General features: G+C 37.4%; 26 protein-coding genes. 8 read left to right on the forward strand and 18 right to left on the reverse strand.

Annotation, left to right across the window (positions count from 1 at the left end; translation table 11 throughout):
- Positions 1-224: 224 nt before the first annotated feature.
- From KYH19_RS15330 to hemA, 11 genes are all read right to left on the reverse strand, one after another.
- Positions 225-1,382 (reverse strand): hypothetical protein, encoded by a 1,158-nt coding sequence (locus KYH19_RS15330; RefSeq protein ID WP_219075749.1) that lies wholly within the window; start codon positions 1,380-1,382, stop codon positions 225-227.
- 192 nt (positions 1,383-1,574) lie between these two features.
- Entirely contained in the window at positions 1,575-2,135 is a 561-nt protein-coding gene (locus tag KYH19_RS15335) for a CopD family protein (protein WP_219075750.1), read from the reverse strand.
- 14 nt (positions 2,136-2,149) lie between these two features.
- Complete coding sequence (locus KYH19_RS15340; RefSeq protein WP_165902760.1) at positions 2,150-2,296, reverse strand: hypothetical protein; 147 nt, start codon at positions 2,294-2,296, stop codon at positions 2,150-2,152.
- A gap of 88 nt (positions 2,297-2,384) precedes the next feature.
- Positions 2,385-3,410: a uroporphyrinogen decarboxylase gene (gene hemE, locus KYH19_RS15345; protein WP_219075751.1), complete on the reverse strand. Its 1,026-nt coding sequence runs from the start codon at positions 3,408-3,410 to the stop codon at positions 2,385-2,387.
- Positions 3,411-3,563: 153 nt separating this feature from the next.
- Positions 3,564-4,079: a hypothetical protein gene (locus KYH19_RS15350; protein WP_219075752.1), complete on the reverse strand. Its 516-nt coding sequence runs from the start codon at positions 4,077-4,079 to the stop codon at positions 3,564-3,566.
- Complete coding sequence (locus KYH19_RS15355) at positions 4,079-4,783, reverse strand: response regulator transcription factor (RefSeq protein WP_025146905.1); 705 nt, start codon at positions 4,781-4,783, stop codon at positions 4,079-4,081. Before KYH19_RS15355 ends, KYH19_RS15350 begins: the two co-directional genes overlap by 1 nt.
- A gap of 8 nt (positions 4,784-4,791) precedes the next feature.
- Positions 4,792-5,658: a sensor histidine kinase KdpD gene (locus KYH19_RS15360; RefSeq protein ID WP_219075753.1), complete on the reverse strand. Its 867-nt coding sequence runs from the start codon at positions 5,656-5,658 to the stop codon at positions 4,792-4,794.
- A gap of 158 nt (positions 5,659-5,816) precedes the next feature.
- Positions 5,817-7,187, reverse strand: a complete 1,371-nt coding sequence (gene hemL / locus KYH19_RS15365) for a glutamate-1-semialdehyde 2,1-aminomutase (protein WP_219075754.1) — start codon at positions 7,185-7,187, stop codon at positions 5,817-5,819.
- A gap of 146 nt (positions 7,188-7,333) precedes the next feature.
- The gene (gene hemB / locus KYH19_RS15370; RefSeq protein ID WP_219075755.1) at positions 7,334-8,302 is read right to left on the reverse strand and encodes a porphobilinogen synthase; all 969 of its coding nucleotides are present in this window, start codon (positions 8,300-8,302) and stop codon (positions 7,334-7,336) included.
- 190 nt (positions 8,303-8,492) lie between these two features.
- On the reverse strand, positions 8,493-10,073 hold the full coding sequence (gene hemC, locus KYH19_RS15375) for a hydroxymethylbilane synthase (protein WP_219075756.1): 1,581 nt from the start codon (positions 10,071-10,073) through the stop codon (positions 8,493-8,495).
- Between the two features lie 454 nt (positions 10,074-10,527).
- Positions 10,528-11,754 carry a glutamyl-tRNA reductase gene (gene hemA, locus KYH19_RS15380; protein WP_219075757.1) on the reverse strand — a complete coding sequence of 409 codons (1,227 nt, stop codon included), beginning with the start codon at positions 11,752-11,754 and terminating at the stop codon, positions 10,528-10,530.
- A gap of 792 nt (positions 11,755-12,546) precedes the next feature.
- Here hemA and KYH19_RS15385 point away from each other — a divergent pair.
- Complete coding sequence (locus KYH19_RS15385) at positions 12,547-13,374, forward strand: S9 family peptidase (protein WP_219075758.1); 828 nt, start codon at positions 12,547-12,549, stop codon at positions 13,372-13,374.
- 9 nt (positions 13,375-13,383) lie between these two features.
- On the forward strand, positions 13,384-13,842 hold the full coding sequence (locus KYH19_RS15390; RefSeq protein WP_219075759.1) for a UPF0158 family protein: 459 nt from the start codon (positions 13,384-13,386) through the stop codon (positions 13,840-13,842).
- On the opposite strand, the gene KYH19_RS15395 is transcribed toward KYH19_RS15390, so the two are convergent.
- From KYH19_RS15395 to KYH19_RS15425, 7 genes are all read right to left on the reverse strand, one after another.
- Positions 13,826-14,164 (reverse strand): hypothetical protein, encoded by a 339-nt coding sequence (locus KYH19_RS15395; protein WP_219075760.1) that lies wholly within the window; start codon positions 14,162-14,164, stop codon positions 13,826-13,828. The two genes, KYH19_RS15390 and KYH19_RS15395, sit on opposite strands and share 17 nt — an antisense overlap.
- A 20-nt stretch (positions 14,165-14,184) precedes the next feature.
- Positions 14,185-15,459 (reverse strand): mechanosensitive ion channel family protein, encoded by a 1,275-nt coding sequence (locus KYH19_RS15400; protein WP_219075761.1) that lies wholly within the window; start codon positions 15,457-15,459, stop codon positions 14,185-14,187.
- Positions 15,460-15,770: 311 nt separating this feature from the next.
- A complete protein-coding gene (gene ispG / locus KYH19_RS15405) occupies positions 15,771-17,750 on the reverse strand; it encodes a (E)-4-hydroxy-3-methylbut-2-enyl-diphosphate synthase (protein ID WP_219075762.1) in 1,980 nt (659 codons plus the stop codon).
- A gap of 327 nt (positions 17,751-18,077) precedes the next feature.
- The gene (locus tag KYH19_RS15410) at positions 18,078-18,716 is read right to left on the reverse strand and encodes an RDD family protein (RefSeq protein WP_255562439.1); all 639 of its coding nucleotides are present in this window, start codon (positions 18,714-18,716) and stop codon (positions 18,078-18,080) included.
- Positions 18,717-18,909: 193 nt separating this feature from the next.
- Entirely contained in the window at positions 18,910-19,899 is a 990-nt protein-coding gene (locus KYH19_RS15415) for a LiaI-LiaF-like domain-containing protein (RefSeq protein ID WP_219075763.1), read from the reverse strand.
- 5 nt (positions 19,900-19,904) lie between these two features.
- Positions 19,905-20,600 (reverse strand): PspC domain-containing protein, encoded by a 696-nt coding sequence (locus KYH19_RS15420; RefSeq protein ID WP_219075764.1) that lies wholly within the window; start codon positions 20,598-20,600, stop codon positions 19,905-19,907.
- Between the two features lie 19 nt (positions 20,601-20,619).
- Positions 20,620-21,309, reverse strand: coding sequence for an SDR family oxidoreductase (locus KYH19_RS15425; RefSeq protein ID WP_219075765.1), 690 nt, complete (start codon positions 21,307-21,309; stop codon positions 20,620-20,622).
- Between the two features lie 147 nt (positions 21,310-21,456).
- Between KYH19_RS15425 and KYH19_RS15430 the strand changes: the two genes are divergently transcribed.
- The 6 genes from KYH19_RS15430 to KYH19_RS15455 all read left to right on the forward strand — a co-directional run bounded on the left by KYH19_RS15430 (position 21,457) and on the right by KYH19_RS15455 (position 25,617).
- A complete protein-coding gene (locus tag KYH19_RS15430) occupies positions 21,457-22,191 on the forward strand; it encodes an ABC transporter permease (RefSeq protein ID WP_132403625.1) in 735 nt (244 codons plus the stop codon).
- Positions 22,191-22,943, forward strand: a complete 753-nt coding sequence (locus tag KYH19_RS15435) for an ABC transporter ATP-binding protein (RefSeq protein ID WP_086547603.1) — start codon at positions 22,191-22,193, stop codon at positions 22,941-22,943. Before KYH19_RS15430 ends, KYH19_RS15435 begins: the two co-directional genes overlap by 1 nt.
- Before the next feature lie 24 nt (positions 22,944-22,967).
- The gene (locus tag KYH19_RS15440) at positions 22,968-23,210 is read left to right on the forward strand and encodes a DUF2281 domain-containing protein (RefSeq protein ID WP_219075766.1); all 243 of its coding nucleotides are present in this window, start codon (positions 22,968-22,970) and stop codon (positions 23,208-23,210) included.
- Positions 23,210-23,599, forward strand: coding sequence for a type II toxin-antitoxin system VapC family toxin (locus KYH19_RS15445; protein WP_219075767.1), 390 nt, complete (start codon positions 23,210-23,212; stop codon positions 23,597-23,599). The genes KYH19_RS15440 and KYH19_RS15445 overlap by 1 nt, the downstream gene beginning before the upstream one ends.
- Positions 23,596-24,477: a class I SAM-dependent methyltransferase gene (locus tag KYH19_RS15450; RefSeq protein ID WP_219075768.1), complete on the forward strand. Its 882-nt coding sequence runs from the start codon at positions 23,596-23,598 to the stop codon at positions 24,475-24,477. Before KYH19_RS15445 ends, KYH19_RS15450 begins: the two co-directional genes overlap by 4 nt.
- A gap of 90 nt (positions 24,478-24,567) precedes the next feature.
- On the forward strand, positions 24,568-25,617 hold the full coding sequence (locus KYH19_RS15455) for a hypothetical protein (protein WP_219075769.1): 1,050 nt from the start codon (positions 24,568-24,570) through the stop codon (positions 25,615-25,617).
- Positions 25,618-25,791 lie beyond the last annotated feature (174 nt).

The following is a 25,791-nucleotide window of genomic DNA, read 5'->3' on the forward strand; positions in this document are numbered from 1 at the left end:
AAGAAAGATATAGATTTTTTATTTGAAAATGAACATACAGCATTCCATCGGGAGCAGCAGTCCCGCTATTCGCTTCAAACCCTCGGTTCGTTCCTCACCTTCGTGTTTTTCGCTGCTATCGGGTTTAGGAACATGGGACAGGGCTTAAAACAATAAACCCCGCAGGTTTATATACCTCGGGGTTTGAAATGATATGAGCTTAGCTGCCCTAAACCTTACACCTTTTACCTCTCAGCCTTCTTCACCTTAAACAATTTGAAATCCTGTTTATAGGTCAAAAAGAAGGAGTGGTTAAACTGAAGTTGTTTATCAGTATTGTCTAAATCTATATGCGGTTCGAAACGTACATCAAGGTATAAATGTGGAATTAACTCTTTTTGATACGCATAACGCAATGAAACAATGTTTCTTGAACTTTGTCTCAAGCCCGGACTGTACAGGTTATCTGATACCGATTCATAAAGTGGCATACCTTTAATCGAAATAAAATTATTGCCCTTCCAGTAAGAGGCCACCAAACTGCCCCACTTACTTTCTACACCAGCATTTAGCCATAAACCAAAACCACCTTGGTAAGCCCTTCTTTTGTCAGGAGAAAAATCTTTGTAAACGGCGATATAGTTATCGGTATATACCTGTTTAATGTTGGAATTAATAGCTTTATGCAACTTTATACCCGTTGCGCCATTAAACATTGTCGTAATCGGGATTTCTTTTAACACATCAATTTGCCCGCCCTGGTGGAAAGCTAAAAACTGTGCAGGAATACTCAATTTCCAGTCTTCATTTTTGATTAAGAAACTTTCGGTTGATAAACCACCAATAATCTCTTCTTTCGCCGGATCACCCTTATAAATCATTTTTTGCCAGGCAATCCAGGCATCTAAAGTAAATTTCTTGCGTTCTACCAATAACTGCGTTCCATATTCAATCGGCGTAGTTAAAGTTCTTTCGAAATCGTATAAAGGTTCAATATATTTATGCTGAATGTTACCTTCTAAACTACCAAAAATTAAGGTAAGGTTACGCTTATGGTATTTTACGCTAAACAATGGTTTGGCATCAGAAATTCCGTTCCGCCCGAAATCTTTTCTGATAAAAGCACCGGCGGTAATCGCCAGATTAGGATGTGCGTAATAAACAATTTGAGGTTGCAACTGTGTTCCGTAAAGGGTATAACCATCATGAAAATCGTTGGTATACTCGTAATTACGGACGTAGTTTAAATTGTAGAAATTGAAGTGAACCTCATTGGTTAAGCTGCTATCGGGGCGGATTCTGTTTTCGAAAGCCGATTGATTAAACTGTGCCGAGGCAAAATAAGAACTAAAAAGAAAAGTTATCAGTAGTAAGGACTTTTTCAGGTCCGGGGTTGTAAACATGCGCTTGGATTTTATCGTCCAAATTTAGAATAGTTTTTGGTTTATTTAAATGAAGAGTTAATGAAGTTTACGAAAAGGAAACAAAATTGCTAGCTGGTTGACAACCAAGGCACAAAGAACACAAAGTTTTTTTTTAAAAGCCTTTATTTACAAACATATTCTTGGTGGCCTAGTGACTTTGTGGTAAAATGATTATTCGCCACGCTTCTTACGATAGTTTTTATACAGTTTAACTGCAATCATGATGGCCATCGCTACGCCCATTATGCCAACTAAACCGTAAATCCAGTTAATGGCGCTTTTAAGAATCACAACAAATACAATGGCAATCATAAAAATGGTAGCCAGTTCACGCCACAACCTCAACTGAAAGCTAGTTAGTTTGTACTGATCGTTTTTAAGCTGTTTAACGATGTTTTGACAAATGAAATGATAAATGAGTAAGCCAACTACAAAACCTAGCTTTACCCACATCCAATCGGCATCAAGCAGGTCTGGATTTAACGTTAACATTGCTGCCCCTGCCAGAACAGAAATAATCATTGCCGGGGTAGCAATAATCTTCCATAAAGTAGCTTCCATTTTAACAAACTGTTTTTGGAGGATACTTTTTTCAGGCTCAGGTTTATCGTTTGCTTCTGTGTGGTAAATAAAAAGACTTAAAATATAAAATAAACCAGCCATCCAGCTAATTACAAACACAATGTGTACAGCTTTAAAATACTGGTAAAATGGCAGTAGGGTTTCTATCATTTAATATAAAAGAGTTATAATTTCTGTGCAGCCTGCTCTTCAGAAATCTTTTGTAATCCAGAATCATCTTCTTGAAGCAACAGTATCCGCTCAATCAATTCATCTGCCGAAAATTCATCTGGCATCTCTTTCAACATATCTATAACTTCTATCTTCTTCATTAGAAAAATTTTAGAATAAGTAGCCCTATATATCCAAATATAACAATTCGGGTTCGCTGTTCAAAGTCCCCTTTAGGAGATTTAGGGGTTAATACCTAAACTCCTTTACCACCTCAATGGCATACTTCACATTATCGAAAGGAATATCTGGCATAATACCATGACCTAAATTGAAGATAAATCCTTCAGTACCGCGCATGCGTTCGAATAACTTGTGGATTTGTGCTTTAATTACTGCTTTATCTGCGTATAAAATATGTGGATCTAAATTTCCCTGAACAGCAATACCAGCTGGCAAAGCATTTTTAATGTTCAATAAATCTGCATTCCAGTCAACCGAAATCACATCTGGTTTGGCTTCTGCCATAATTGGTGCAAAAACCGAACTTCCTTTACAAAAAGAAATTACCGGAATATCTTTCCTATTCAAGTTGGCAATAATTTCCTGGATATAACGGTGAGAAAACTCCTGATAATCATTCCATGATAAAGCAAGCGCCCAACTATCGAAAATCTGCACTGCATTAACGCCGGCAGCAATTTGAAGGTTAAGATAATCGGCTGTTACTTTAGCAATTTTAGCCAAAAGTTTATGCGCCAGTTCTGGTTGGTTGTGTATAAATAACTTGGTTAATTTAAAATCTTTAGATGAACCGCCTTCAATTAAATAACTCATTACCGTAAATGGTGCACCAGCAAAACCAATTAAAGGAATATTTCCATCCAAACGTTGTTGAATCACTTTAATGGCATCAGCTACATATTGTAACTCATCTAAACAATCAACATTTAGATTTTCGATATCCTGCGCGTTACGTACAGGGTTTGCAAACTTTGGACCAACACCTTGCGTGAAACTTAAATCGCCTCCCATGGCCTCTCCGGTTACCAGAATATCACAGAATAAAATCGCGGCATCAATTCCCAATAAATCAACAGGTAACATAGTCACGTCGGCTGCAATTTCGGGAGTCTTACACATTTCTAAAAAAGAGTATTTGTTTTTAATTTCCCAATATTGTGGCATAAAACGGCCTGCCTGACGCATCATCCACACTGGTGGGCGTTCTGTTTGTTTTGAAAATGCTGCGTCTAAAAATAAGTTATTCTTCATGATTTGTATCTGGTATCGCACTACGCGTCATACTGAATTCAGGATGACGAATGGCTTAAAATTTAATTGGGCAAAGGTATTAAATAAAAAAAAAACGAAGTACCTTTTTATCAAAAACTGGTGCTTCGTTTATTCAAAACGACAATAGTCCTATTATATTTTGCTTATTTCTTTTTCAATCTTAACGATAATATCTTTTGATCGTTGCGATTCGGCAAGTTCCTTAGCCAGTTTAGTATAAGCTTCGGCCCTTTCTCTGTCTTTCTTCCGCAAAGCGAGATTAGCCAAATGGATCAGCACATACGATTTCTCGTTTTTTCCGCCCACCGGAAAACGACTCGCCAACTGAAAGTGATATTCAGCCTTATCGTAGTCTTCTTCCTTCAAAGCCATATTGCCTTGCATAAATTCGTAATAACCCCTTCGATTTTTAGCTAAGCGCTCTGGCCTAACCACCTCTGCCAATAAGGCTTTGGTTTTACCGAATTCGTTATTTTTGAAATGTTTCGATGCCATCAAAACTGAACTATGCTTAAAATGGCTCCAAACAACAAAAGCAAATAAAAGGCCTGAAACAGCGGCTAACTGGTATTGATTGTAAAAAATACAAACCAACGCAGCCAGCACAAAAACTGCCATTAAAGCATATCTGCCTTTATTATTGTACATTAATGACTATCAGTGAACTTATAGCCTACACCACGAATAGAGTGGAAATAAACTGGATTTTTTTGATCTGGTTCGAAATACTTACGGAACGTTAAGATGAAATTATCAATCGTTCTGGTTGATGGATAAACATCATAATTCCAAACGGTTTCTAAAATTTGCTCTCTCGAAACGGCATCGTTTTTACGCTCGATCAACAGTTTCAGCAACATCGTTTCCTTTTTGGTTAACGGTGTGATGGTACCATCATCATGTTTCAATTCGAAAGAGTTAAAATAGATCGTTTTATCACCAATTTTGTAAGAATTCAATTCTTTTAAATCGTCAGATTTTAAACTGCGTTTAACCAAAATACCCACACGAAGAATTAATTCTTCTAAGTTAAATGGTTTAACCAAATAATCGTCAGCTCCTTTTTTCAAACCTAAAACACGGTCTTCTGAAGTGTTTTTAGCTGTTAAAAACATAATCGGAACTTCTGCATTCTCTAAACGGATTGTTTCGCAAACCTGGAAACCATCCATTTCAGGCAACATAACATCTAAAATAATTAGATTGAAGCGTTCTTCTTTAAAAATTTTAAGAGCGGTTTTGCCATCTTTAACGGCGTGAACTTTATAACCCTCAAGTTCGAGGTTTAATTTGATAGCATCTAACAAGTGGTCCTCGTCTTCTACCAATAGAATTCTTAATTTTTGTGACATAATTGAGATTAACTAAATGTTACTTCAAAAATACTTCCTTGAGGCAAATTGTCTTTTACTATAATATCTGCATCATGGTATTGTAAAACCTCTTTCACAATAAACAAGCCTAAACCTGTTCCTTTCGCTTTTCTGACATTCTCGTTACCAACGCGGTAAAACTTATCAAATATCAACATTTTTTCGGCATCTGAAATACCAGGCCCTTTATCTATAACACTTAAGTGAATATGTCCATCTACTTCGTTTAAATGCACATTTATCTCATCACATGGACTTGAATACTTAACTGCGTTCTCAATTAAATTCGTTACAACTGACGATAAGGCAAATTTGTCACCCATTATCTGCAAATTTGGCTGAATTTGAGCACTTATTAATTGTTCGTTGCCACAAGAGTGAACCTGAAGTCGATCTGTAATTTTATAAACCAGTTCTGAAAAATTAAATTCCTCTTTCGGAAAGGTATACGAACGATTTTCAATCTTGGTAGCCAAAAGCATATTTTCAACCAGATCGTCCAAACGCTCAATATCTTTTAACGAATTATTTAATAAGGAGATTTGACGTGCTTTATCCAAATCCCGTTTAACAATAGTTTGAATAGAAAGTTTGATTGCCGCTAAAGGAGATTTTAACTCATGAGTGATCGACATTAAAAAGTTCTGTTGCTGTTCTCTTAATTTATCTTCACGTTTTAAGGATTGATGAAGAAAATAGCCACCAATACAAAGCAAAAATACAAATACCGATCCTTCACCCATAATCATCGTCATGCGACTGGGTTGCAAACGCACCACCAATGTTCCCCACGAAATGAGCTGAATCATCGCATAAAGCAATAAAGCGTAAAATATAATTATAGATTTCTTCATTTATCAGTTTTTCCTTCGGGTTGATTACACAGATTATTTTTCTTGTTCGTCATTGCGAGAAGGCTTTTTCAGCCGACGAAGCAATCTTACAACTGTCGCTACTAGCGTGCGCATTAAGATTGCTTCGTTTCTCGCAATGATGATCTTTCGAATAAAACTTATTTTTTAAACACCAAATCTAATGCTTCAAAAATAGCACGTTTAGCTTTCTCCAATTCAATCTTTGTATGTGCTGAAGATACGAAACCAACTTCATATCCCGATGGACCTAAATAAATCCCTCTATTCAATAATTCACGGTGCATCACTTTGAATTTCTCCATGCTTCCAGCATCGATGTCATCAGCCGATTGGATTTTATCCTTATCGGTAAAAGCAAACCAGAAGATAGAGCCAATGGTAAATACTTTAAATTTATAGTTACGTGCTGTGGCAAACCGCTGAATACTGGCTACAAATTCTTGTGCCTTGTTATTCAGGTCTTTGTAAAAACCCGATTTATTTAATTCTGTTAAAGTTGCAATTCCAGCTGCCATAGCCACAGGATTTCCAGATAACGTTCCTGCCTGGTATACACCGCCATCAGGAGAAATATGCGCCATAATTTCAGCGCGTGCACCATACATCCCAACTGGTAATCCACCACCAATGATTTTGCCATAAGTAACAATATCAGGCGTAACACCATAATGTGCTGCTGCTCCTTCAAAACCTACCCTGAATCCTGTAATTACTTCATCAAAAATTAAAAGAGAACCGTTATCGGTACAAATTTTACGCAAGAAATGAATATATTCTTCATCCTGCATAATTAAACCGTTGTTTGCCGGAATTCCTTCAATAATTACCGCAGCAATCTGATCTTTAAACTGCGCAAAAGCTTGTTCGATAGCTGTTTTATCATTTAAAGGCACCACAATGGTTTCTTCAGCAAAAGATTTTGGTACACCTGCTGAGGAAGTTTCTCCAAAAGTAACCAGACCTGAACCTGCTTTAACTAAAAGCGAATCGCTATGACCATGGTAACAACCTTCAAACTTTAAAATCTTATCCCGACTGGTAAAACCCCTTGCTAAACGTATGGCCGACATTACCGCTTCGGTACCTGAACTTGTGAAACGGATTTTCTCAACAAAACGGTTGTTTTTAATAATCAGCTCAGCCAATTCATTTTCTAAAGCCGTTGGCGCACCAAAGCTCATTCCATTCTGCATCACCTCGGTAACTTTTTCGCGGATTTTAGGATTGTTATGGCCTAAAATTAGTGGACCCCAGCTACCACAGAAATCGATAAATTGATTACCGTCGGCATCCCAGATAAAGCAGCCGTCACCTTTCTCGATAAAAAGTGGCGTACCATAAACAGATTTAAAAGCCCTTACCGGAGAGTTTACCCCACCAGGGAAATACGTTTTTGATTTTTCGTACAGTTCCGCGGATTTTACTCTAGAAATATCAGGTTTACTCCCTGTATTTACCGGAATATCGGCTTCGTTGCCTGAAAACATTTTCTTTAATGAATCTAACATCTTTTTAAGGTTGAAGGCAAAAGGCTTAAGGTTAATAGCATATGCCAGAGAACCGAAATATTACATTTACCTATGTTTTTTTAACGTGGTGTAGATAAGGAATGGCAAGGAAACCCTACACCTTAAACCCTTTACCTTTCACCTTTTTAAAGCCAGTTGTTATTTAAAATATCTTTAATGTGGTAAGTGGTAATAATGCTTGCACCTGCACGGGCAAAGGCATGCATGGTTTCCATTACCACTTTTTGTTCGTCTATCCAACCGCGTTCCGCAGCTGCTTTTACCATGGAGTATTCGCCGGATACATTGTAAACAGCAATGGGTAAATTGGTGTCTTGTTTTAACCTTTGGATGATATCCAAATAAGCTAATCCTGGTTTCACCATTAACACATCAGCGCCTTCCTGTTCATCCAGCTGCGCTTCCTTTAAAGCTTCCAGCGGGTTTCTGAAGTCCATCTGATAAGTTTTTCTATCGCCTTTACTTGGTGCGCAATCTGCAGCCTCCCTAAACGGGCCATAGTATGCTGAAGCAAATTTTGTAGCATGACTCATGATGGCCGCATTTACAAAACCGTTTTCATCTAGAAGATTACGCATAGCTTTAATCCGGCCATCCATCATATCCGATGGCGCAAACATATCAGCACCAGCTTCGGCATGCGTTAAAGCCATTTTAGCGATTACCTCAACTGTTTTATCATTTTGAACATAGTCGTTTTCTAAAATACCACAATGGCCGTGACTGGTATAAGAACAAACGCAAACATCGGTAATGACATATAAATCATCACCGAATTGTTTTTTCAACTCGCGCACCGCCGTTGGCACTAAAGAATGATCATGATAAGCCGATTTTGCATCTTCAGATTTTTCGTCGCCAACGCCAAACAACATAATTTTGTTGAGCCCTTTTTTTATTCCAACTTCAACATCTTTTATCAAAGTATCAACCGAATAATGGTTTACACCTGGCATTGCATCAATGGCATGGATAACATTATTGCCCGGCACAACGAAATAAGGGTACACAAACATATCTTTCGATAACCTTGTTTCGGCTACCATCTCTCTCACTAACGGATTTTTCCGTAATCTTCGCGGACGATTTAACATTTTTTTTTATCAAGTATTTAGTATCAGGATTTGAAGTATCGAGATTTTAGTATCGAGTATCAAGACCTGAATATCTTTAAATTTTTTCCTTCGGAGTGATTACACAGGTTTTTGGATTTTACATTTAGTATTAAGATTTAAGTATCAAGTATCAAGGCAGGAAACATTTAACCCTAAACATCCCTACCCTCTACCTTACTTCTATTCCAAAAACCGCTTCAGCCAATCCAATTTCATCAGGCGAGTATGGCAAAGTATATTTCACGCCCATTTCATCAAACTTCTTACCTGTAGAGTTTCCAATAGCAATTACCTGTTGCTCTGGCTCCAATAAATTATCAGCAAAATATGCATCAACATTTGAAGGGCTGGTAAAAATGAGCACATCAGCATAACTCTGATCGATATCTTCTTCGATTACCGTTTCGTAAATCGGCAGATCGATTATTTTAGCATCAGCTGGTAATGATTTCTGAATAGACTGCAAAGAATCCTGTGCTCTTGGAAACAATATTTGCTGACCGCTAACCAATTTTGCAAAATCTTCAGCTACTTCAGTAATATCGCCACTTTCACCAACAAAATCAGCAACATGATTAAATTTACGTAAAGCATCTTCTGAACCTCTTCCCACCACACCAAACTTTGTTTTCTTTGGCAGTACCGGTTTTAAGTTGAAAAAATATTCAACGCTGTTGCGGCTACTGAAGAAAACCCAGTCTACATGCTTCAAGATAAACTGATCTAAAACAGTTACTATCGGGAACGTCCGAATTAATGAACGTCCTTCTATTTCAATATTATTATTTTCTAATGCCCTACGGAAATAACTGTGCTCGCCGATTTCCCGTGAAATGAAAACCTTTGCTGGCTTCTTTCTTTCTGCATTAAATTTGCTTACAATTTTTTCTGCTAAACCTTCGGTACTTTCTGCACGCAAAAACAAACGCTCAGGAAAATGATCAGCGGTTTCGGCTTTTGAAGTCCAAATTTCGAATTTTCCATTTTCCTTTCTGCAATAACAGCCTAAAGGCATGTGGCAGCCACCTTCAAAAAGATTTAAAACCTTACGTTCTACAGTTACCGTTTCCGCGGTCTCCGGATCATGCAATTTTTGCAGTGCATCAAAAAGTTCAGTATCGTTTTCCCTGATCTGAATAGCCAATGCGCCTTGTGCAGGAGCTGGAATAAACTCTGTGGTTTCCAATTCTTCTACATGTAAATCACTCACATCAAGATTTAAGCGCTTAACACCAGCTTTTGCAATTAAAATGGCATCGTAATCCTCGTCACGGAGTTTTTGGATACGGGTAGGTACATTTCCACGGAGATCCTCAACCTCTAAATCAGGACGTAAGCCCAATAACTGCGCTTTGCGGCGGTTAGATGAAGTGCCCACCATTGCGCCTTTTTTTAGCGAAAGCTTCTGCGAAACATCTACGCAATCTTTTAAAATCAAAAGATATTCGCTTGCTTCCTCTCTTGGTGGTAAAGCAGCGATAATTAATCCTTCGGGATGTGTAGTGGGTAAATCTTTTAGGCAATGTACAGCCAGATCAATTGTTCCACCCAAAAGCTCTTCTTCCAATTCTTTGGTAAAAAAGCCTTTGCCCTCCAGTTTATCTAATCTTAAATTCAGGATTTTGTCGCCCTGAGTTTTAATGATTTTTATTTCTGCTTCTATTCCAATTACAGACAATTCATTTTTTATATGATTTGCCTGCCATAAAGCCAGGTCGCTACCGCGTGTTCCAATGGTTAATTTCTTCACTATAAAGGTTAAATGAGTTGCAAATTTAATTTAATTAGTGGTTTATACCATGAATTGTTTAAAAATGAGACAGTGAGGTTACAGAAGAGATAATTTAAAGGATTTCTGTGACATTATACAATCGGTTTGTCATTCTGAGCACAGCGAAGAATCTGTAACCCATAGGCATTGTTTTTAAACTCAACAGAAACAGGATCCGAATTAATTATCATGAGCTTTATAGAATTGAACCATATAAGAAATGTAAGGCCATTTAAGCTCAGAAGTATGAAAAAAGATACTGAAACAGGTTCAGGATGAAGGTAAGCGAGTGTAAGACTCCAAATTACAATTGGTATTAATAAATTCCTTTCAAGAAATAAAAGATTCTTCACTGCGTTCAGAATGACAGAAAAAAGGAAAATTAAACTTGGTGTTCTTTGCGCCTAAACTTAGCGATCTTTGCGGTTAAACCTTAAGATTGGTTAACCAAAATTTCTTTAGCCATAACCATCGGAACGCTGATGTATTTTTTCTCCATGTAGTTCATTACACGTTCTAAAACTTCGCGCGAGGCTTCATCCATCTGACCAATTTCATCTGCAAATACGCCATTTATAGCCGTGTTTTTGATTTCTTTAATTTTTCTTGGCACCTCTTGCATCGCAAGTTCAATACGGCGTTGTTTTAAAACAGAGAAAAAATCGGTAATGTTATTGCTGATAATTTCTTCGGCATGCACCAGTTCGTTGTAACGTTCCTGGATATTTTTACGCGCCACCTCTTTCAGCGACTCGACCTCAATATAATGTACAGGATTGTTATGGATTACTGCAGGTGTAACATCATTTGGAATGGCTAAATCTACAATTACCTTTTTGCCCTGATCACCATTTAACAGCTTAGCGTACAACGCTTCATTAATAATCGCCTCCGTTGAACCGGTACAGGTAATAATCACATCAAATCCTTCATTAAAATCTTCAAGCGCTGCCAAAGGATAAGCCTTACCACCCAGCTCTCCTGCTAAAGATTCGGCCTTAGAAAGCGTACGGTTGAAAATTGAAAAATTGGAGTATTTATGTTTGTTGAGGTATTTTGTTATATTCTGATTGGTTTCGCCCGCGCCAATAATTAAGATCCGCGAGTTGCCACACATATTCAACTCTTTTAGTTTACGGTAAGCCAATGAAACAACAGAAACCGGATTTTTCGAAATATTGGTATGCGTGTAAACTTCTTTTGCAGTTTTAACCACACGATCCATAATCATCCGCATGTAATCGCCGGTAAAACCAGCATCACGGCAGTTTTCGTAAGCTTTACGGATTTGTGCAAGGATTTCCTTTTCGCCAACTACCAAACTCTCTAAAGAACATGATGTTCTGAGCAAATGGTTAAAAGCTTCTTCGTTTTCGTATACCGTAACATTATCCAGGAAACGCTCCATAAATTCAGGAGGCAATCCCATGTCTAAAACAGTAAGAAACCTGGTTACAAATTCCTTGTCGGTCTTCTCTTTGGTAAGAAAAACAAACTCCACGCGGTTACAGGTTCCGATATAGAAAATTTCACTAACGGGAAGTTCTGCCTGAACATTCTTCAACCTGCTATCTAAACTCTGATCACAAATAACTAATTTCCCTAAAGATTTCAGGTCGATGTGGTGATGCGTAAAAGCTATTACTTTTAAATATTCCAAGTGCTTCCGTTATTAACTATTATCGGGATACAAAAGTAACATGGTGAAGGCATGTGACTGTCATTAACCTGTAATTTACATCAATTTAGAACGGTTTTAAATAACAACCTTCTAAGATTAAACCATATATCGATCATGATAAACAGACCAATTTATAAATTTTTTCTCTGGGTTTATGCCCTTTTCTACGTTCTGGCAGGATGTAACCATTTTTTATCCACTACAGTCTATTACGGCATTATGCCAAAATGGTTGCCTGCACATGGATTTTAATTTATTTTTCCGGAGTATTAGAAATCGCTTTTGGGATTTTATTATTGATTAAGAAGACAAGAAAGCTTGCCGCTGTGCTGATTATCCTGATGTTAATTGCCTTTATACCTGCGCACATCTACATGATCCAAAAGGCACCTTTTATATTGGGTAAAATACTGGTAACGCCGTTTATAGCATGGGTGAGGTTGCCTTTTCAGCTGTTGTTTATTGTCTGGGCATGGTATTATCATAAGAAAACAACCTGATGATGCCTTTTTTGAAAAGCAAAACCTGTATTTCATTTTCAGTGTTAGTCCCGCTATTCGTTACAATCTTTTTGTGAATGTCAGTCTGAGCCTATCGAAGACCGACATCAAAAAGTATTTTCACTCCTATCAGGTTTAAAGAACATTGTCCTCTGATTCTTTGAACGGTTTTCATAGCGCCTGCACAACAACAATATCATCAAGCCAATATAAAATCACACAACAAAATTAGATTTTATAGGTTTATATTTTATACCCATTCCTTTAAACTATGATTACACAAAGCAACTTTAGCCTTAGCGGTGCAGACGGAAAATTAATTATCGGCGACATCACTTTTGATGACAAAAACCCAAATACACCCATCATTCTTTTTGTACATGGCTTTAAAGGTTTTAAAGATTGGGGCGCACATAATTTAGTGGCAAGGTATTTTGCCAGTAATGGTTACCGTTATATCAAGTTCAACTTATCGCATAGCGGTGTGCCGGTTGATGACCCTATTGATGTAACGGATATGGATGCCTTTGCCCGTAATACGGTATCGAAAGAACTTTTTGATCTAAATGCGGTACTCGATTTTATCGAAAAAGCCTACGGTAAAGACACGAAGGTAAACCTGATCGGCCATAGCCGCGGCGGTGGCTTATCCATCATAGAGGCTGCAAACGATTTAAGGATCAACAAACTAATTACCTGGAGTGCCATTGCAGATTTTAGTAGCCTTTGGAAAAAGGAACAAGAGGCAGAATGGAAAAAGAATGGCAAAATATTCGTCACCAATGCCCGTACCAAAGAGCAAATGCCTTTAAACGTAACGTTATTGGAAGATCTGGAAGAAAATGCAGCAGCATTAAATATTTTGGATGCAGCAAAACGGGTAAATATCCCCTGGTTAATTATCCATGGCGATGATGATGTAAATGTTCCTTTTGAAACCGCACAAACCTTGGCAGAAGCCAATCCGGGCAGCAGGCTAATCAAAATTGAAGGTGCCAACCATGTGTATGGAGCAACACAGCCTTATACCAGCGAAACTTTACCACCGCTTTTGTTTAAGGTTTGTGAAAAGGTTTTGGTATTTTTGGAGGAAGAATAATTAAATGTTATGACTGCTTTAACCTCAGAACAAATTAAAGAAATTGCAGACACAATCGATTGCGGTTTCGTATGCCACTGGAACATTAAAAATAACAGACTGATTTTTATACCAAACGACGAAGGCTTTGAGCCTGCCGACAATGATGCATGGGATGAGGATATAAAAGAGTTAAAAACAAATTCAAGTGAATATAAGGAAATTGAAAAACCAGATTCGACTGAGTCTTTTAGATTTATGGAAGATTTCACAGATGAGTTACCTGATAATACACGGATAAAAGTTACACTAATGGAGGCACTTAATAAAAGAAAGCCTTTCAGAGAATTTAAACATGAAATAGATAATTCAGGAGATTACCGACAACTGTGGTTTGATTTTAAAAATCAAAAAATGATTGAGTATGTAAAGGACAGGATAGATTATATTATATTATTAAATACAAAACTGCTTAATGCTTTTTTTTGAATTTTAGTAGTGGTTTCATATAATTAATTATATTCTGCTCATGTAAATATTCTGGAATTCCGTATTCTAAGGTGAGGTTAAAATGTTTAGCAATTTCATCCAACGTTTTTGTAGTTGCTTTAATTTCTCCCTCAAACCAGTTGTTCCATACTAACAATATGGTTTCTTTATCTTTTTCAAATCGATAAAGATCAAAGTCAATTCCTTTGTCAAAGATTCTCTCATCATATTCAGCAGTCAATACCCAACTACTCTTCTTCAAGAATTTAATCACTGCATAAAATATTTCAGTTTCAACATTTGTAGCAATTTTTATTTCCATGTTATTCAAACTTGAAGACGTTAATCATCACCTCTCCTCACAAAATTACGCATGTCGCTACCACTCGGGCTTTGAAAAATTTCGAGATCAAAATAAGGTACTGCAGCCAATAAATGATCGAAAATATCGGCTGCTACTTCTTCGAAACGTTTTAAACCTTTTTCTTTCGAGAATACATAAATTTCGATAGGCAATCCGTTTTCTGTTGCCTGTAACTGGCGTACCATAAAGGTGAGTTCCTTATTAATATGCGGATTGCTTTCGAGGTATTTTTCAGCATAAACCCTGAAAGTACCAATATTTGTCATGTGGCGACCGTTAACCAAGTTATTTGGATTTACCGTGTTTTCGGCGTTATAACGTTCAATAAAAGTTTGAGTTTCTTTCAGATAATCCTTTAAAAAATCGATGCTCTGTAGCCTCCCGATCAGTTCCTCATCGCAGAACTTAATACTCGAAATTTTAATATTGATATGTCGCTTGATCCTCCTGCCCTCACTTTCTTCCATGGCACGCCAGTTCTTGAAAGATTCACTTACAATGGCATAACTGGGCACAATAGTTACCGTTTTATCCCAGTTACGTACTTTAATGGTAGTTAAATTAATCTCGGTTACTTCACCGTCGGCGCCATATTTTTCTACCGTAATCCAGTCGCCTACCCTAACCAGATCAATGGCACTCATTTGTACAGAAGCCACAAAACCTAAAATCGGATCTCTGAAAACCAAAATAAAAACTGCAGTAACCGCTCCAAAACCACCAAATACATACAGAGGTGATTCGCCAAGAATAATCGATAAAATGAGCACAAAACCAACAATGTAAAACACAATTTTGGCTACCTGTTTATAACTTCTTATGGGTTTATCGGCGTATTTTTTTGATGATTCCATGATGGACACCAAAGCATTCAGAAATGCATTTACAGCAAACATTACGGCTAAAACCATATAGATTTTAGCAAATATTAAAGCATAAAATAACCCGTTTTTAAAATCGATAAAAAGATAAGGAACAACATTGTGAATAATGTATGCCCCAAATATTAGGGCAAATGCCCTAAAAACCCTAAACTCGAACAACGCATTTTGCCAATCGGATTTGGTTTTTGCACTTTTTACAACCCCAATAAAAAGCTGTCGGGTTAAAAATATAGTAATGTATAGAAATAAAATAACACCAAGCAGCCCAATAAAAAAGTAAGAATACATGAGTTCGCTACCAGCAAGGCCTTTGCCAGCGAGCAAGTTTCTAAGTTCGTTAAATAAATATTGAAATTCCGGGATGTTCATCAAGGCAATTTAGGATTTATTGGTCAGAAAATTTAATGTTGCTCTCGTCTTTGTCATTCTGAATGCAATAAAGAATCTGCTAAATCCTCGGTCTGTGTACCCACAGACCGAAAATAAACGAGTAATTATAATTGTGATCTGTGGGGACACAGGCCACGGAATAAGCTAGTATTGATAATGGCACAGTAGTTTGTAATTCGGTGCTAACTGGATATAGATTCTTCGCTGCGCTCAGAATGACAGTATAGTGGTTTGTGGGGACACAAACCACGGCGCGCGACCACGCGCATAGTTATTAAACCTCTTTCTTATTAATTCTTCTCTACCCAGTTGCCATCATCTTTGATGATATCGATCAATTCATCAAGCGCATAAGCCGTAGTTACATTTCTCTTTACGACCTCTTTACCACGGTATAAAGTAATTTTATCAGGTCCGGTGCCCACATAACCATAATCGGCATCGGCCATTTCGCCTGGCCCATTAACAATGCAACCCATGATACCAATTTTGATGCCTTTTAAATGATCGGTACGTGAACGGATCAGCTGTGTGGTTTCTTGTAGATCGAAAAGCGTTCTTCCACAACTTGGGCACGAGATGTATTCTGTTTTACTGATCCTTGTACGGGTAGCCTGTAAAATTCCAAAACTGGTTGAGTTGATCAATGAAAGATTTTGCCCTTCCGCGTCAATCCATATGCCGTCGCCAAAACCATCAGTAAATAAAGCACCAATATCGGTAGCAGCATAAAGCATTAAATGATCAGCATCTGCATCCTGATAAGTCCTTTTGATAATTACTGGAACCTGATTTTTTTGTTCTTGCAAGGCTACAAAAAAGGCCCTTTGCTCGGCCATTCCGTGAGTTGAACTGGTTTCGAGGATTAAAACAACTGTGCTATCCAATTGTGGAATTGTTGTATTGTTAAATTGTTTTGAATCAATGTGTACAAAATTCAAAAATTCATCTTTAATATCTGCGGAACCATATTCTGCAAGCGTAAATAAAGGATGGCAATTGTTTTTATCGTTAAGTTTTAACCAGGTTTGGTAATTATAAACCTGTTGTAAATTCCCGGGGAAAGAGAACGATGGCAGATTATCACCTAAATAAGCTAAATCGCAAGCCTGATCGGCCAGGTTATACTTATCTAAACCTGCGCTGTAGTTGTAACCAACAGAACTTAAAAAATAGGGATCTTTTAAATTTTCTTTGGAAACATCAATCATCACTACCGGATGGTGATGCCCGCCAATATGTTGTACAGGCGTGGTAATGCGGCGATTGTACTCGTAAGGATTATAAGTTTGGCGTGGAGCGTGGGGCGTGGGGCGTAAATTAATCGATTCCGCACTTCCGGCTTCGGAATTCGGAATTCTTAAAGCATAGCGGTCTGCCAAAGCTTTAGCTACGGGTGCTTCAAATTCAGGATCTTCGGTCAGGGAAACACGAATGGTATCGCCCAGTCCGTCTTCTAATAAAGTACCGATACCAACGGCTGATTTAATGCGACCATCTTCGCCGTCACCAGCTTCAGTAACGCCTAAATGCAAAGGATAATTCATCCCTTCATTAGCCATGGTTTCTACCAATAAACGGTATGCCTGCACCATCACCTGAGTATTGCTGGCTTTCATCGATATCACCAGGTTATAATAATTCTGGTCTTCGCACATGCGGATAAATTCCATTGCCGATTCTACCATTCCTCTCGGGGTATCGCCGTAATGGCTCATAATCCTGTCAGATAGTGAACCATGATTGGTACCGATGCGCATGGCTGTACCATACTCTTTACAGATTTTAACTAAAGGGATAAATTTTTTATAAATCCTGGCCAGCTCTGCATTATAAGCATCCTGTGTGTATTCTAAATTCTCAAATTTCTTTTTATCGGCGTAGTTACCTGGGTTAACACGTACCTTTTCTACAATTCGGGCGGCCATTTCGGCAGCATTAGGCGTAAAATGGATATCAGCAATTAGCGGAACATTATATCCGCGGAAACGCAGTTCTTTTTTAATATTGGCCAGATTTTCGGCTTCTTTAATGCTCGGAGCAGTAATACGCACATATTCGCAACCCGATTCTACTATACGGATCGTCTGTTCTACCGTACCCAAAGTATCCATGGTATCGGTGGTTGTCATCGATTGAATACGGATTGGATTATGTCCACCCAATGCAATATCACCAATATTCACCTCGCGGGTTAAATACCTTGAATAAGCCGTTAAACTGTTGCAATATCCGCCAGCCAGATCATGTTTTGCCAATATATTTTCCATCTGTTTGCAAAGATAAGGATTGTTGGAATGTTTTAATGTTGGAATGTTGTAATTAAATCAGTTGATTTATAAAGGAATAATTTGATTTTTTTTTGGAAACGGAAGGGCAGGAGTGCCTAGGAAATGCAGTCCCGCTTTACGCTTTACTCCGTTGCACTTCGTGTTCGCTTCAATCGGGTTTATTTTTTAACGGTGGGTGGGTTTGGCATCATTGCACTGGCCTAAGTTTATTAAACGGGATGGAAGCGGCATACTCCGATTTTACATCGGAGATATAGCGTACAGCCCGACTAACCATTACAGATGTACTGTCCCTGCTTTTCTAACTTATATTAACCTGTCTTTTATGACCAAAGTATTGGCAGCAATATCATGCCAGCATTGGTTTTTCTTATTAAGAAAACTATATAAATAGCCAAAGAAAACAGGAATTACAGATAAAATTTTAGAGAAGTTTCTAACCAGCGAAATACCAAAAGAAACCTGGCTGCCTTCTAAATCGGTTACTTTAATATTGAGGAGTTTTTTACCAATAGTAGCCTGACTGGCTGATGCCTCTGCAATACTGCCATAAATGAGTTTAATAATAAATATGGATGGGAATGGGATCAGAAAAGCCATAATCCGCTGATCTTTGCCTTCAATAAAAATATAACTCGTTAAAATAATGATGCTATATATACCGAAAATAATAAAATGATCAATTACTGATGCCAATAATCTTTGATCAAAAGCGGCAAAATATTGAGGTGCAGTTTTTTGATAGCTAAAACCCAAAAGCTCACGCAATTCGGGAATTGCATGAGCTTCTTTATAATCGTCCATTCCGGGCTTACGTATAAAAGTATTCGCTGTGATGTTTAAATCTTTCAGTTCGTTTAAACTATACGGCCCTTGTGGCTTACCATTAATTACAACTATATATAATTTTTCTTTATCAGGATTCATTGGATTATAAGATTTCAAGATCAGCGTTTTATAAAAGTTAGACCGACTAAAGCCTTACACCCTCCACCTTAAAACCTTCTGCCTTTATATCAGGATTCATTAGATTGGATCAGAGTTGTTTGGATTTTAGGATTGCAGAATCAAAGCTTTATTAAGACTCAGTTAGCGAAGTCTAAGCCTTACGCCCTCCACCTTAAAACCTTCTACCTTTCTAATATCTGCTTACCTCAAAGTTACTCAATCCGCCATCTAAATTAATAAAGATTTTTTTAGCGGAAGTTTTATAATTAGAAGTCTCGTAAACTCCATCGCTCAATTTCTCAAATCCGTCGAAATCTTTAGCTGATAAACCTGTTTTAGTTCTAATCCTGCAGCCTGAGTTAGTAGGAACTTTGATTTTAACATCAGCTACACCCGATTTTACGATTACATCGGTTATTGGCAATAAATCTCCGAATTTAATATCCAAAGCTGCAGCTCCACCATCAAATCGGAAAGTACGTACTTTGTAATTGGCAAAGTCAAAGTTTGCTTCGCCAGCACCCAGTTTCATCAATATATCCCAGTTGGCTTCTTTATTTAATTTGAAGTCAACATCGTTACCACCATCACCAAAATTCCATTTATTCTTTTTATCGTCCATTTGGAAAGTAAGAACGGTAGCACTATCGGTAAGGACTTTCTTTAAAGAAAAGTTGCCATGTTTTTTCTTTACGTCTGCCTTGATCAACTCAGCTGTCTCACCATCAAGATTAAAAGAGATGCCACCTCCGGAAATATTTAATACCGTTTTTTTTGCATTATCTGCAGCTAAAAATGGTTCAGACAAACTTAAGTGATTATATGATGTGTCGTTATCATGATCATCGTCGTCGTTATCGTTGTCGTCATTATTGTGTTCAATATTAATGTCGACATCTTTTTTAAATTGACGGCCCCACCAACTTCCACCTTCGGGAACCTGTTGACCTTTATAAAAAAGGAACGAAAGGGCTACCACTAAAACACCAATAGAAATGATGCTGCCAGTTTGCGAATTGTTTTTATTAAACAGGATATTTAAGCCTGCTATAATTAAGAATACCGGCCAAAAGCTCCATACGTTGCGCCAATAAAAAGTGATTACGCCAAAGTTTTCGAGTAGAAGTACACCGCCAATAAAAAGCAGGATAATACCCCATATTAATCTATCTAATTTCATTTTAATTATACTTGAGGGTTAGCGGATGTTGAATTATCATCTTTGTTAACTGGTGTTGCAGGTTCATTTTCTGCAATGGTTTCAGAAAAATCAGCTGCCTTTTGTTGCTCAGCTTCCTGTTGGTGCTGAAAAGCTGCCCAATCGTTCTTTCTTTTTGATTTGGCTATAATACTTATGCCTAAAGCAATAAATATTAACGGCCACATGTACCTGAATAAGTTGCGGATACTAAACCAATCAGGGATGAAATCCATTTCTCGCATCAGGAAAAAACATCCTACTACAAGCAACACCAATCCGCCTATCGTACGACCAGTATCATTAGATTTATTGAATTTGTCGAAATTTGGTTGTGTTTCGAAAGGTGTTTTCTGTGTACCATCTACAGGTTGTGTCCAATTCTGATTCCCCTGATTAGCAGGTCCGGCAAAGGGATCGGCAGTTCCAAATGGTTGTGGATTTGGGTTTTTATTACCAAAGTAATCATTAAATTTCGAGAATCTTGCCGCCGGGTCGTTATTAACCGGAACAATAATCCACATTATAATATAGGCAACCAAGCCACCCCCAGCCATAAATATAGCCGATAATGCAAACAATAACCTAATTATGGTAACCTCCACCTGCATGTAATCTGCAAGTCCCGAAGCTACACCGGCAATCATCTTATCGTGTTCGTTTCTAAAAAGCTTCTTTTCCATAACGTTGTTCATTTTGTGTTTAAAAATCAAGCGGAGTAATCAAAACCTCATCTACATTTACCCCTTTACTTAAGTTTAAAATGGTAAACAAAGTTTCTGCAATATCTTCTGGCTGAACAAATTTTTCATCAGGAATTGTTGTTCCCTCCCAGGATGAAGTTTTGGTAGAGCCGGGCAAAAATGCAGTTACTTTAACATTGTGAGGTGCTAACTCTTGCCGCAATACATCATTAAGACTTAACATCGCTGCTTTTGTTACACTATAACTGCCTCCATTTTTTACAGGTACTTTACTGGCGACCGAACAGATGTTAAATATATGGCCTCGCTTTGCTGAACGCATTTTTTTTCCAAAAAACTTACTGATGTAATAACAGGCATTTGTATTTAATTGCTGTTGCTTTTCGAAGGTTTCGTCATCCTCATCGAGCATACTGCCAGGCAAAAAGATCCCTACATTGTTTACTAAAACATCTACATGATCAAAATTTATGGCTTTCGAATTTAAAAAAGCATACACTTCTTCTTTAACCGAAAAATCAGCTGCCTGCGTAAAAACAGCATTCCCATAAGGAATTAATTCCTGCCGAAACTTTTCGAGTTCATCTAAACCTCTTGCCACCAAAACTAAATCGTATCCATTTTGGGCAAATTTAGTCGCAATAGCTCTGCCAATTCCTTTAGTTGCTCCGGTTATTACAGCTTTCATTATTTATGGTTTAATTTTTGTTGACAAAAAACCATATTTATATTCAAAACCACGAATATTTTTACAATTAACAAAGCGCTCCAACTTTTTTATCGTTTCTTTGTAGTAGTATAGAACGATCATTTAAATTAAGCAAATACATACGGAATGAATTTTACCAATTTCGGCAGATACATCCTGCTACTCAAGTCTGTATTCAGAAAGCCGGAAAAACTGAAAATATACCTGAAAGAAATCGCCAAACAAATGGATTATGTTGGTGTAGGCTCTTTAGGTTTAATTGCCATTATCTCTACTTTTATAGGTGCAGTAATGACTTTACAAATTGCTTTCCAGTTGGTTAGTGATTTTATTCCAAAAACAATTATCGGTTCTGTAAACCGCGACTCCAGTATCTTAGAGTTAAGTCCAACTATTAGTGCAATTGTTCTGGCAGGAAAAATAGGATCAGCCATTTCATCAGAAATTGGTTCGATGCGTGTTACCGAACAGATTGACGCTTTAGAAATTATGGGTATAAATGCACCAGGCTACCTTATTCTTCCTAAAATTATTTCGGGCATAACCATGGTACCCATGTTGGTGATCATTTCTATGTTTTTAAGTATAAGCGGAGGATATATCGGCGGTTCTATTTCTGGAGCAGTTACACCCGCTGAATACATTCAGGGTATTACAACTGATTTTAATCCTTATACCATAGTTGTAGCATTGGTAAAAGCTTTTGTATTTGGGTTCATCATTACATCAGTTCCGGCGTATGAAGGTTTTTACGTTCGTGGTGGTGCTTTAGAAGTTTCGCAGGCCAGTACCAGAGCAGTTGTAATAAGCTGTATCTCTATTCTTGTTTGCGATTATTTAGTTACTCAACTTTTATTGTAATGATCGAAATTAAAGATATTTATAAGTCATTCTCTGGAAATGACGTATTGCAAGGTATTTCCGGAAAGTTTGAAGAAGGTGTAACCAATTTAATTATTGGTGGTTCGGGATCAGGTAAAACAACTTTACTGAAATGCATGGTTGGTTTGCATCAGCCAGATTCGGGCTCGGTATTGTACGATGGTCGCGATTTTACACCAATGACTTACGAGCAACGTATTGAAGTACGTAAAGAAATTGGCATGTTGTTTCAAGGCTCTGCCCTGTTCGATAGTATGACCGTTGAAGAAAACATCATGTTTCCATTAAACATGTTTACTGATCAAAGCAGAAAAGAAAAGCTGGAAAGAGTTGATTTTTGTTTAGAACGGGTAAACCTTGCGGGTAAAAACAAATTATTCCCGGCAGAATTATCTGGTGGAATGAAAAAACGTGTGGGTATTGCACGTGCCATTTCTATGAACCCAAAATATTTGTTCTGTGATGAGCCTAACTCAGGTTTAGATCCAAAAACTTCGATCGTAATTGATGAGTTAATTCAGGAAATTACCGAAGAATACAAAACCACAACCATTGTGGTAACACACGATATGAACTCGGTTATGGGTATTGGCGATTACATTTTGTTCTTACACGAAGGAAAAAAATTCTGGGAAGGTAGTAATAAAGAAATTGCACATACCGACATTAAGGAACTAAACGATTTCGTATTTGCCAGCCGCTTCATGAAGGCTGCAAAAGATAAGTTTTAAGAAAATTCTTATATTTGTTTAGTTATGACAACGGCTACTAAAAACATCATTCACAAGTTGGAAACCTTACCAGAAAGCATGGTAAACGAGGTAGAAGATTTTATTGATTTTTTAAAAGCCAAACATTCGAAGAGCTTTCCTAAATCGGAAAACGAAAAAACAAATATTTTTGAAGAACCAAAAAGCTTATATGGTGCTGCAAAAGGCTTATTTATCATTCCTAAAGATTTTAATGATCCAATAGACGATTTAAAAGATTATATGTAATGCGTCTTTTACTCGATACGCATATTTTCATTTCATTAATTAATGAAGATCATAATCTTGATCAGTCAACAATAAACAGCATTATTGATTCTGAAAATGAAAAATTTATAAGCATTGCCAGTTTATGGGAGATCATTATAAAGCTTAACATAGGAAAACTGATTGTTACCAGAAACCTGGAAGAGATGTATGAGGTAATAAATAATTTCAGTATATCAGTATTGAATATCCAAAAACAACATCTTGACAAGTATTTAGCTTTGCCATTGATCCATAGAGACCCATTTGACAGATTGATTATTGCACAGGCATTAGCAGACAATCTCACTTTGATAACTGACGATCAATACATTATAAATTACCCAAATTTAAAGTTATTTAATACATGATACAATTACTTGCCCCAACCCATTGGAAAGATTATGAACTGATTGATTGCGGGGATTTTGAAAAATTAGAACGTTTTGGAAATGTAACCCTTATCCGTCCTGAGCCTCAGGCGGTATGGAAAAAAACATACTCAGAACAGGATTGGAAAAAAACTGCCAACATCACTTTCAGGGGCCGTTCGGCTACTTCGGGCGAATGGGTAAAGAAAAACCAATCTATTCCTGATCGCTGGCATGTAGAATATAAAAATGATGAAGTGGCCATTAAACTCCGCTTAGGTTTAACGTCTTTTAAACACGTGGGCGTATTCCCCGAGCAGGCAGTAAACTGGGATTTCATTTCTTCGTCTATTAAAAAATTTAAAACGCCACAGCCAAAAGTTTTAAATCTTTTCGCCTACACCGGTGCTGCATCACTAATTGCCAACGCAGCAGGTGCAGAAACTACCCACGTTGATTCGATTAAACAGGTTGTTACCTGGGCAAATGAAAACCAGGAGCTTTCAGGATTGAAAAATACCCGTTGGATGGTTGAGGATGCACTAAAATTTGTAAAGAAAGAATTAAAAAGGGGCAAAAAATACAATGGCATTATTCTAGACCCACCAGCTTATGGCCACGGTCCTAATGGCGAAAAGTGGAAACTCGAAGACCATATCCAGGAAATGATGCAGGATGTAGTACAATTATTAGATGAAAAAGAACATTTCTTAATTTTAAATACCTACTCCCTCGGTTTTTCTTCAGTAATTGTTGAAAATTTAATCCGTACTTCTTTTCCTGCGGTTAACAATCTTGAGACGGGAGAACTGTTTCTACAGGCTACATCAGGCATTAAATTGCCATTAGGCGTTTTCGGTAAATTCTGTAATGTGTAAATGTTAATTACTTTATTTTAAACTATCAGATTTCCGTCCTACTTTCATCGGTCCGGAAAAAGACTAAATTTTAATTATCTAATATATTCTATGAAATTCCCTCAATTAGCAGGCACCATAATACTTGGTTTTGCCGCAATCAGCTTATTCGCCAACTGTAATTCAGACGGTAAGAGCAGTGGCGGCATTGGTAAAATCTTCTCATCTGATACCACTAAAAAGAAAACGGACTCAACTGTAAACGTAATGAAACCGGTTGATCCAAAACTTTACGATTCGTTAGTAAAAAAACTGGCAAATGGAGATACTACCGGAAGATGGCCGGTAAAAAAACAACCATATCCTTTAGCTGGGGCTATTTTACCGTTTAAACGCATTGTTGTTTATTATGGAAACCTGCATTCGAAAAAAATGGGAGCTCTTGGCGAATATGCACCTAAAGAAATGTGGCGACGCCTAAATGCTGAGGTTAAACATTGGGAAAAGGCTGATCCTACTACCCCTGTACAACCAGGATTACACTATATTGCTGCAGTAGCAAGTGGAACACCTGGCAAAGATGGAAAATACATCAACAGGATGGGCAATAAACAGATCGATTCTGTTTTAAAAATTGCCAAAATGCAACCCAACACAATTGTATTTTTAGATCTTCAGGTGGCTTTAAGTACCATAAAAGCAGAATTACCGCACATCGAAAAATATCTTGAACTGCCTTATGTACATTTAGGTATCGACCCGGAATTTTCAATGAAGGATGGTTCATTACCTGGTAGAAAAATTGGCACTTATGATGCTGCCGATGTAAATTATGTAACGCAGTACCTGGCCGATATTGTTAAAAAACACAATTTGCCTCCAAAAGTATTTGTATTGCACCGCTTTACAAAGAAAATGGTAACCAATTCAGCTAACATTAAACTACGTCCTGAAGTACAGGTTGTAATGCATATGGACGGATGGGGCGAACCCGATTTAAAAATAGGCACCTACCGCCACTTTATACAAGGCGAGCCTGTACAGTTTACTGGATTTAAGCTGTTTTATAAAAATGACCTGAAGAAAGAACCTAAACGGTTAATGACTCCGGAAGAGCTGTTAAAGCTTAAACCAAAACCGATATATATCCAATATCAATAAAAACTGAAGCCTGTAATTACGATTACAGGCTTTTTTATTTGCTCCCCAATTGGAAAAAGCATATCTAGTCGTAGCATCACGCTACGACTTTCAAAAAATTAGAAAATAATAAATTTCTTTGCGAGATGCTAAAACCAGCGTTTATTGGAATCTTTTCTATCTAGTTGTAGCGTC

This window comes from Pedobacter sp. D749, from assembly GCF_019317285.1.
GTDB lineage: Bacteria > Bacteroidota > Bacteroidia > Sphingobacteriales > Sphingobacteriaceae > Pedobacter.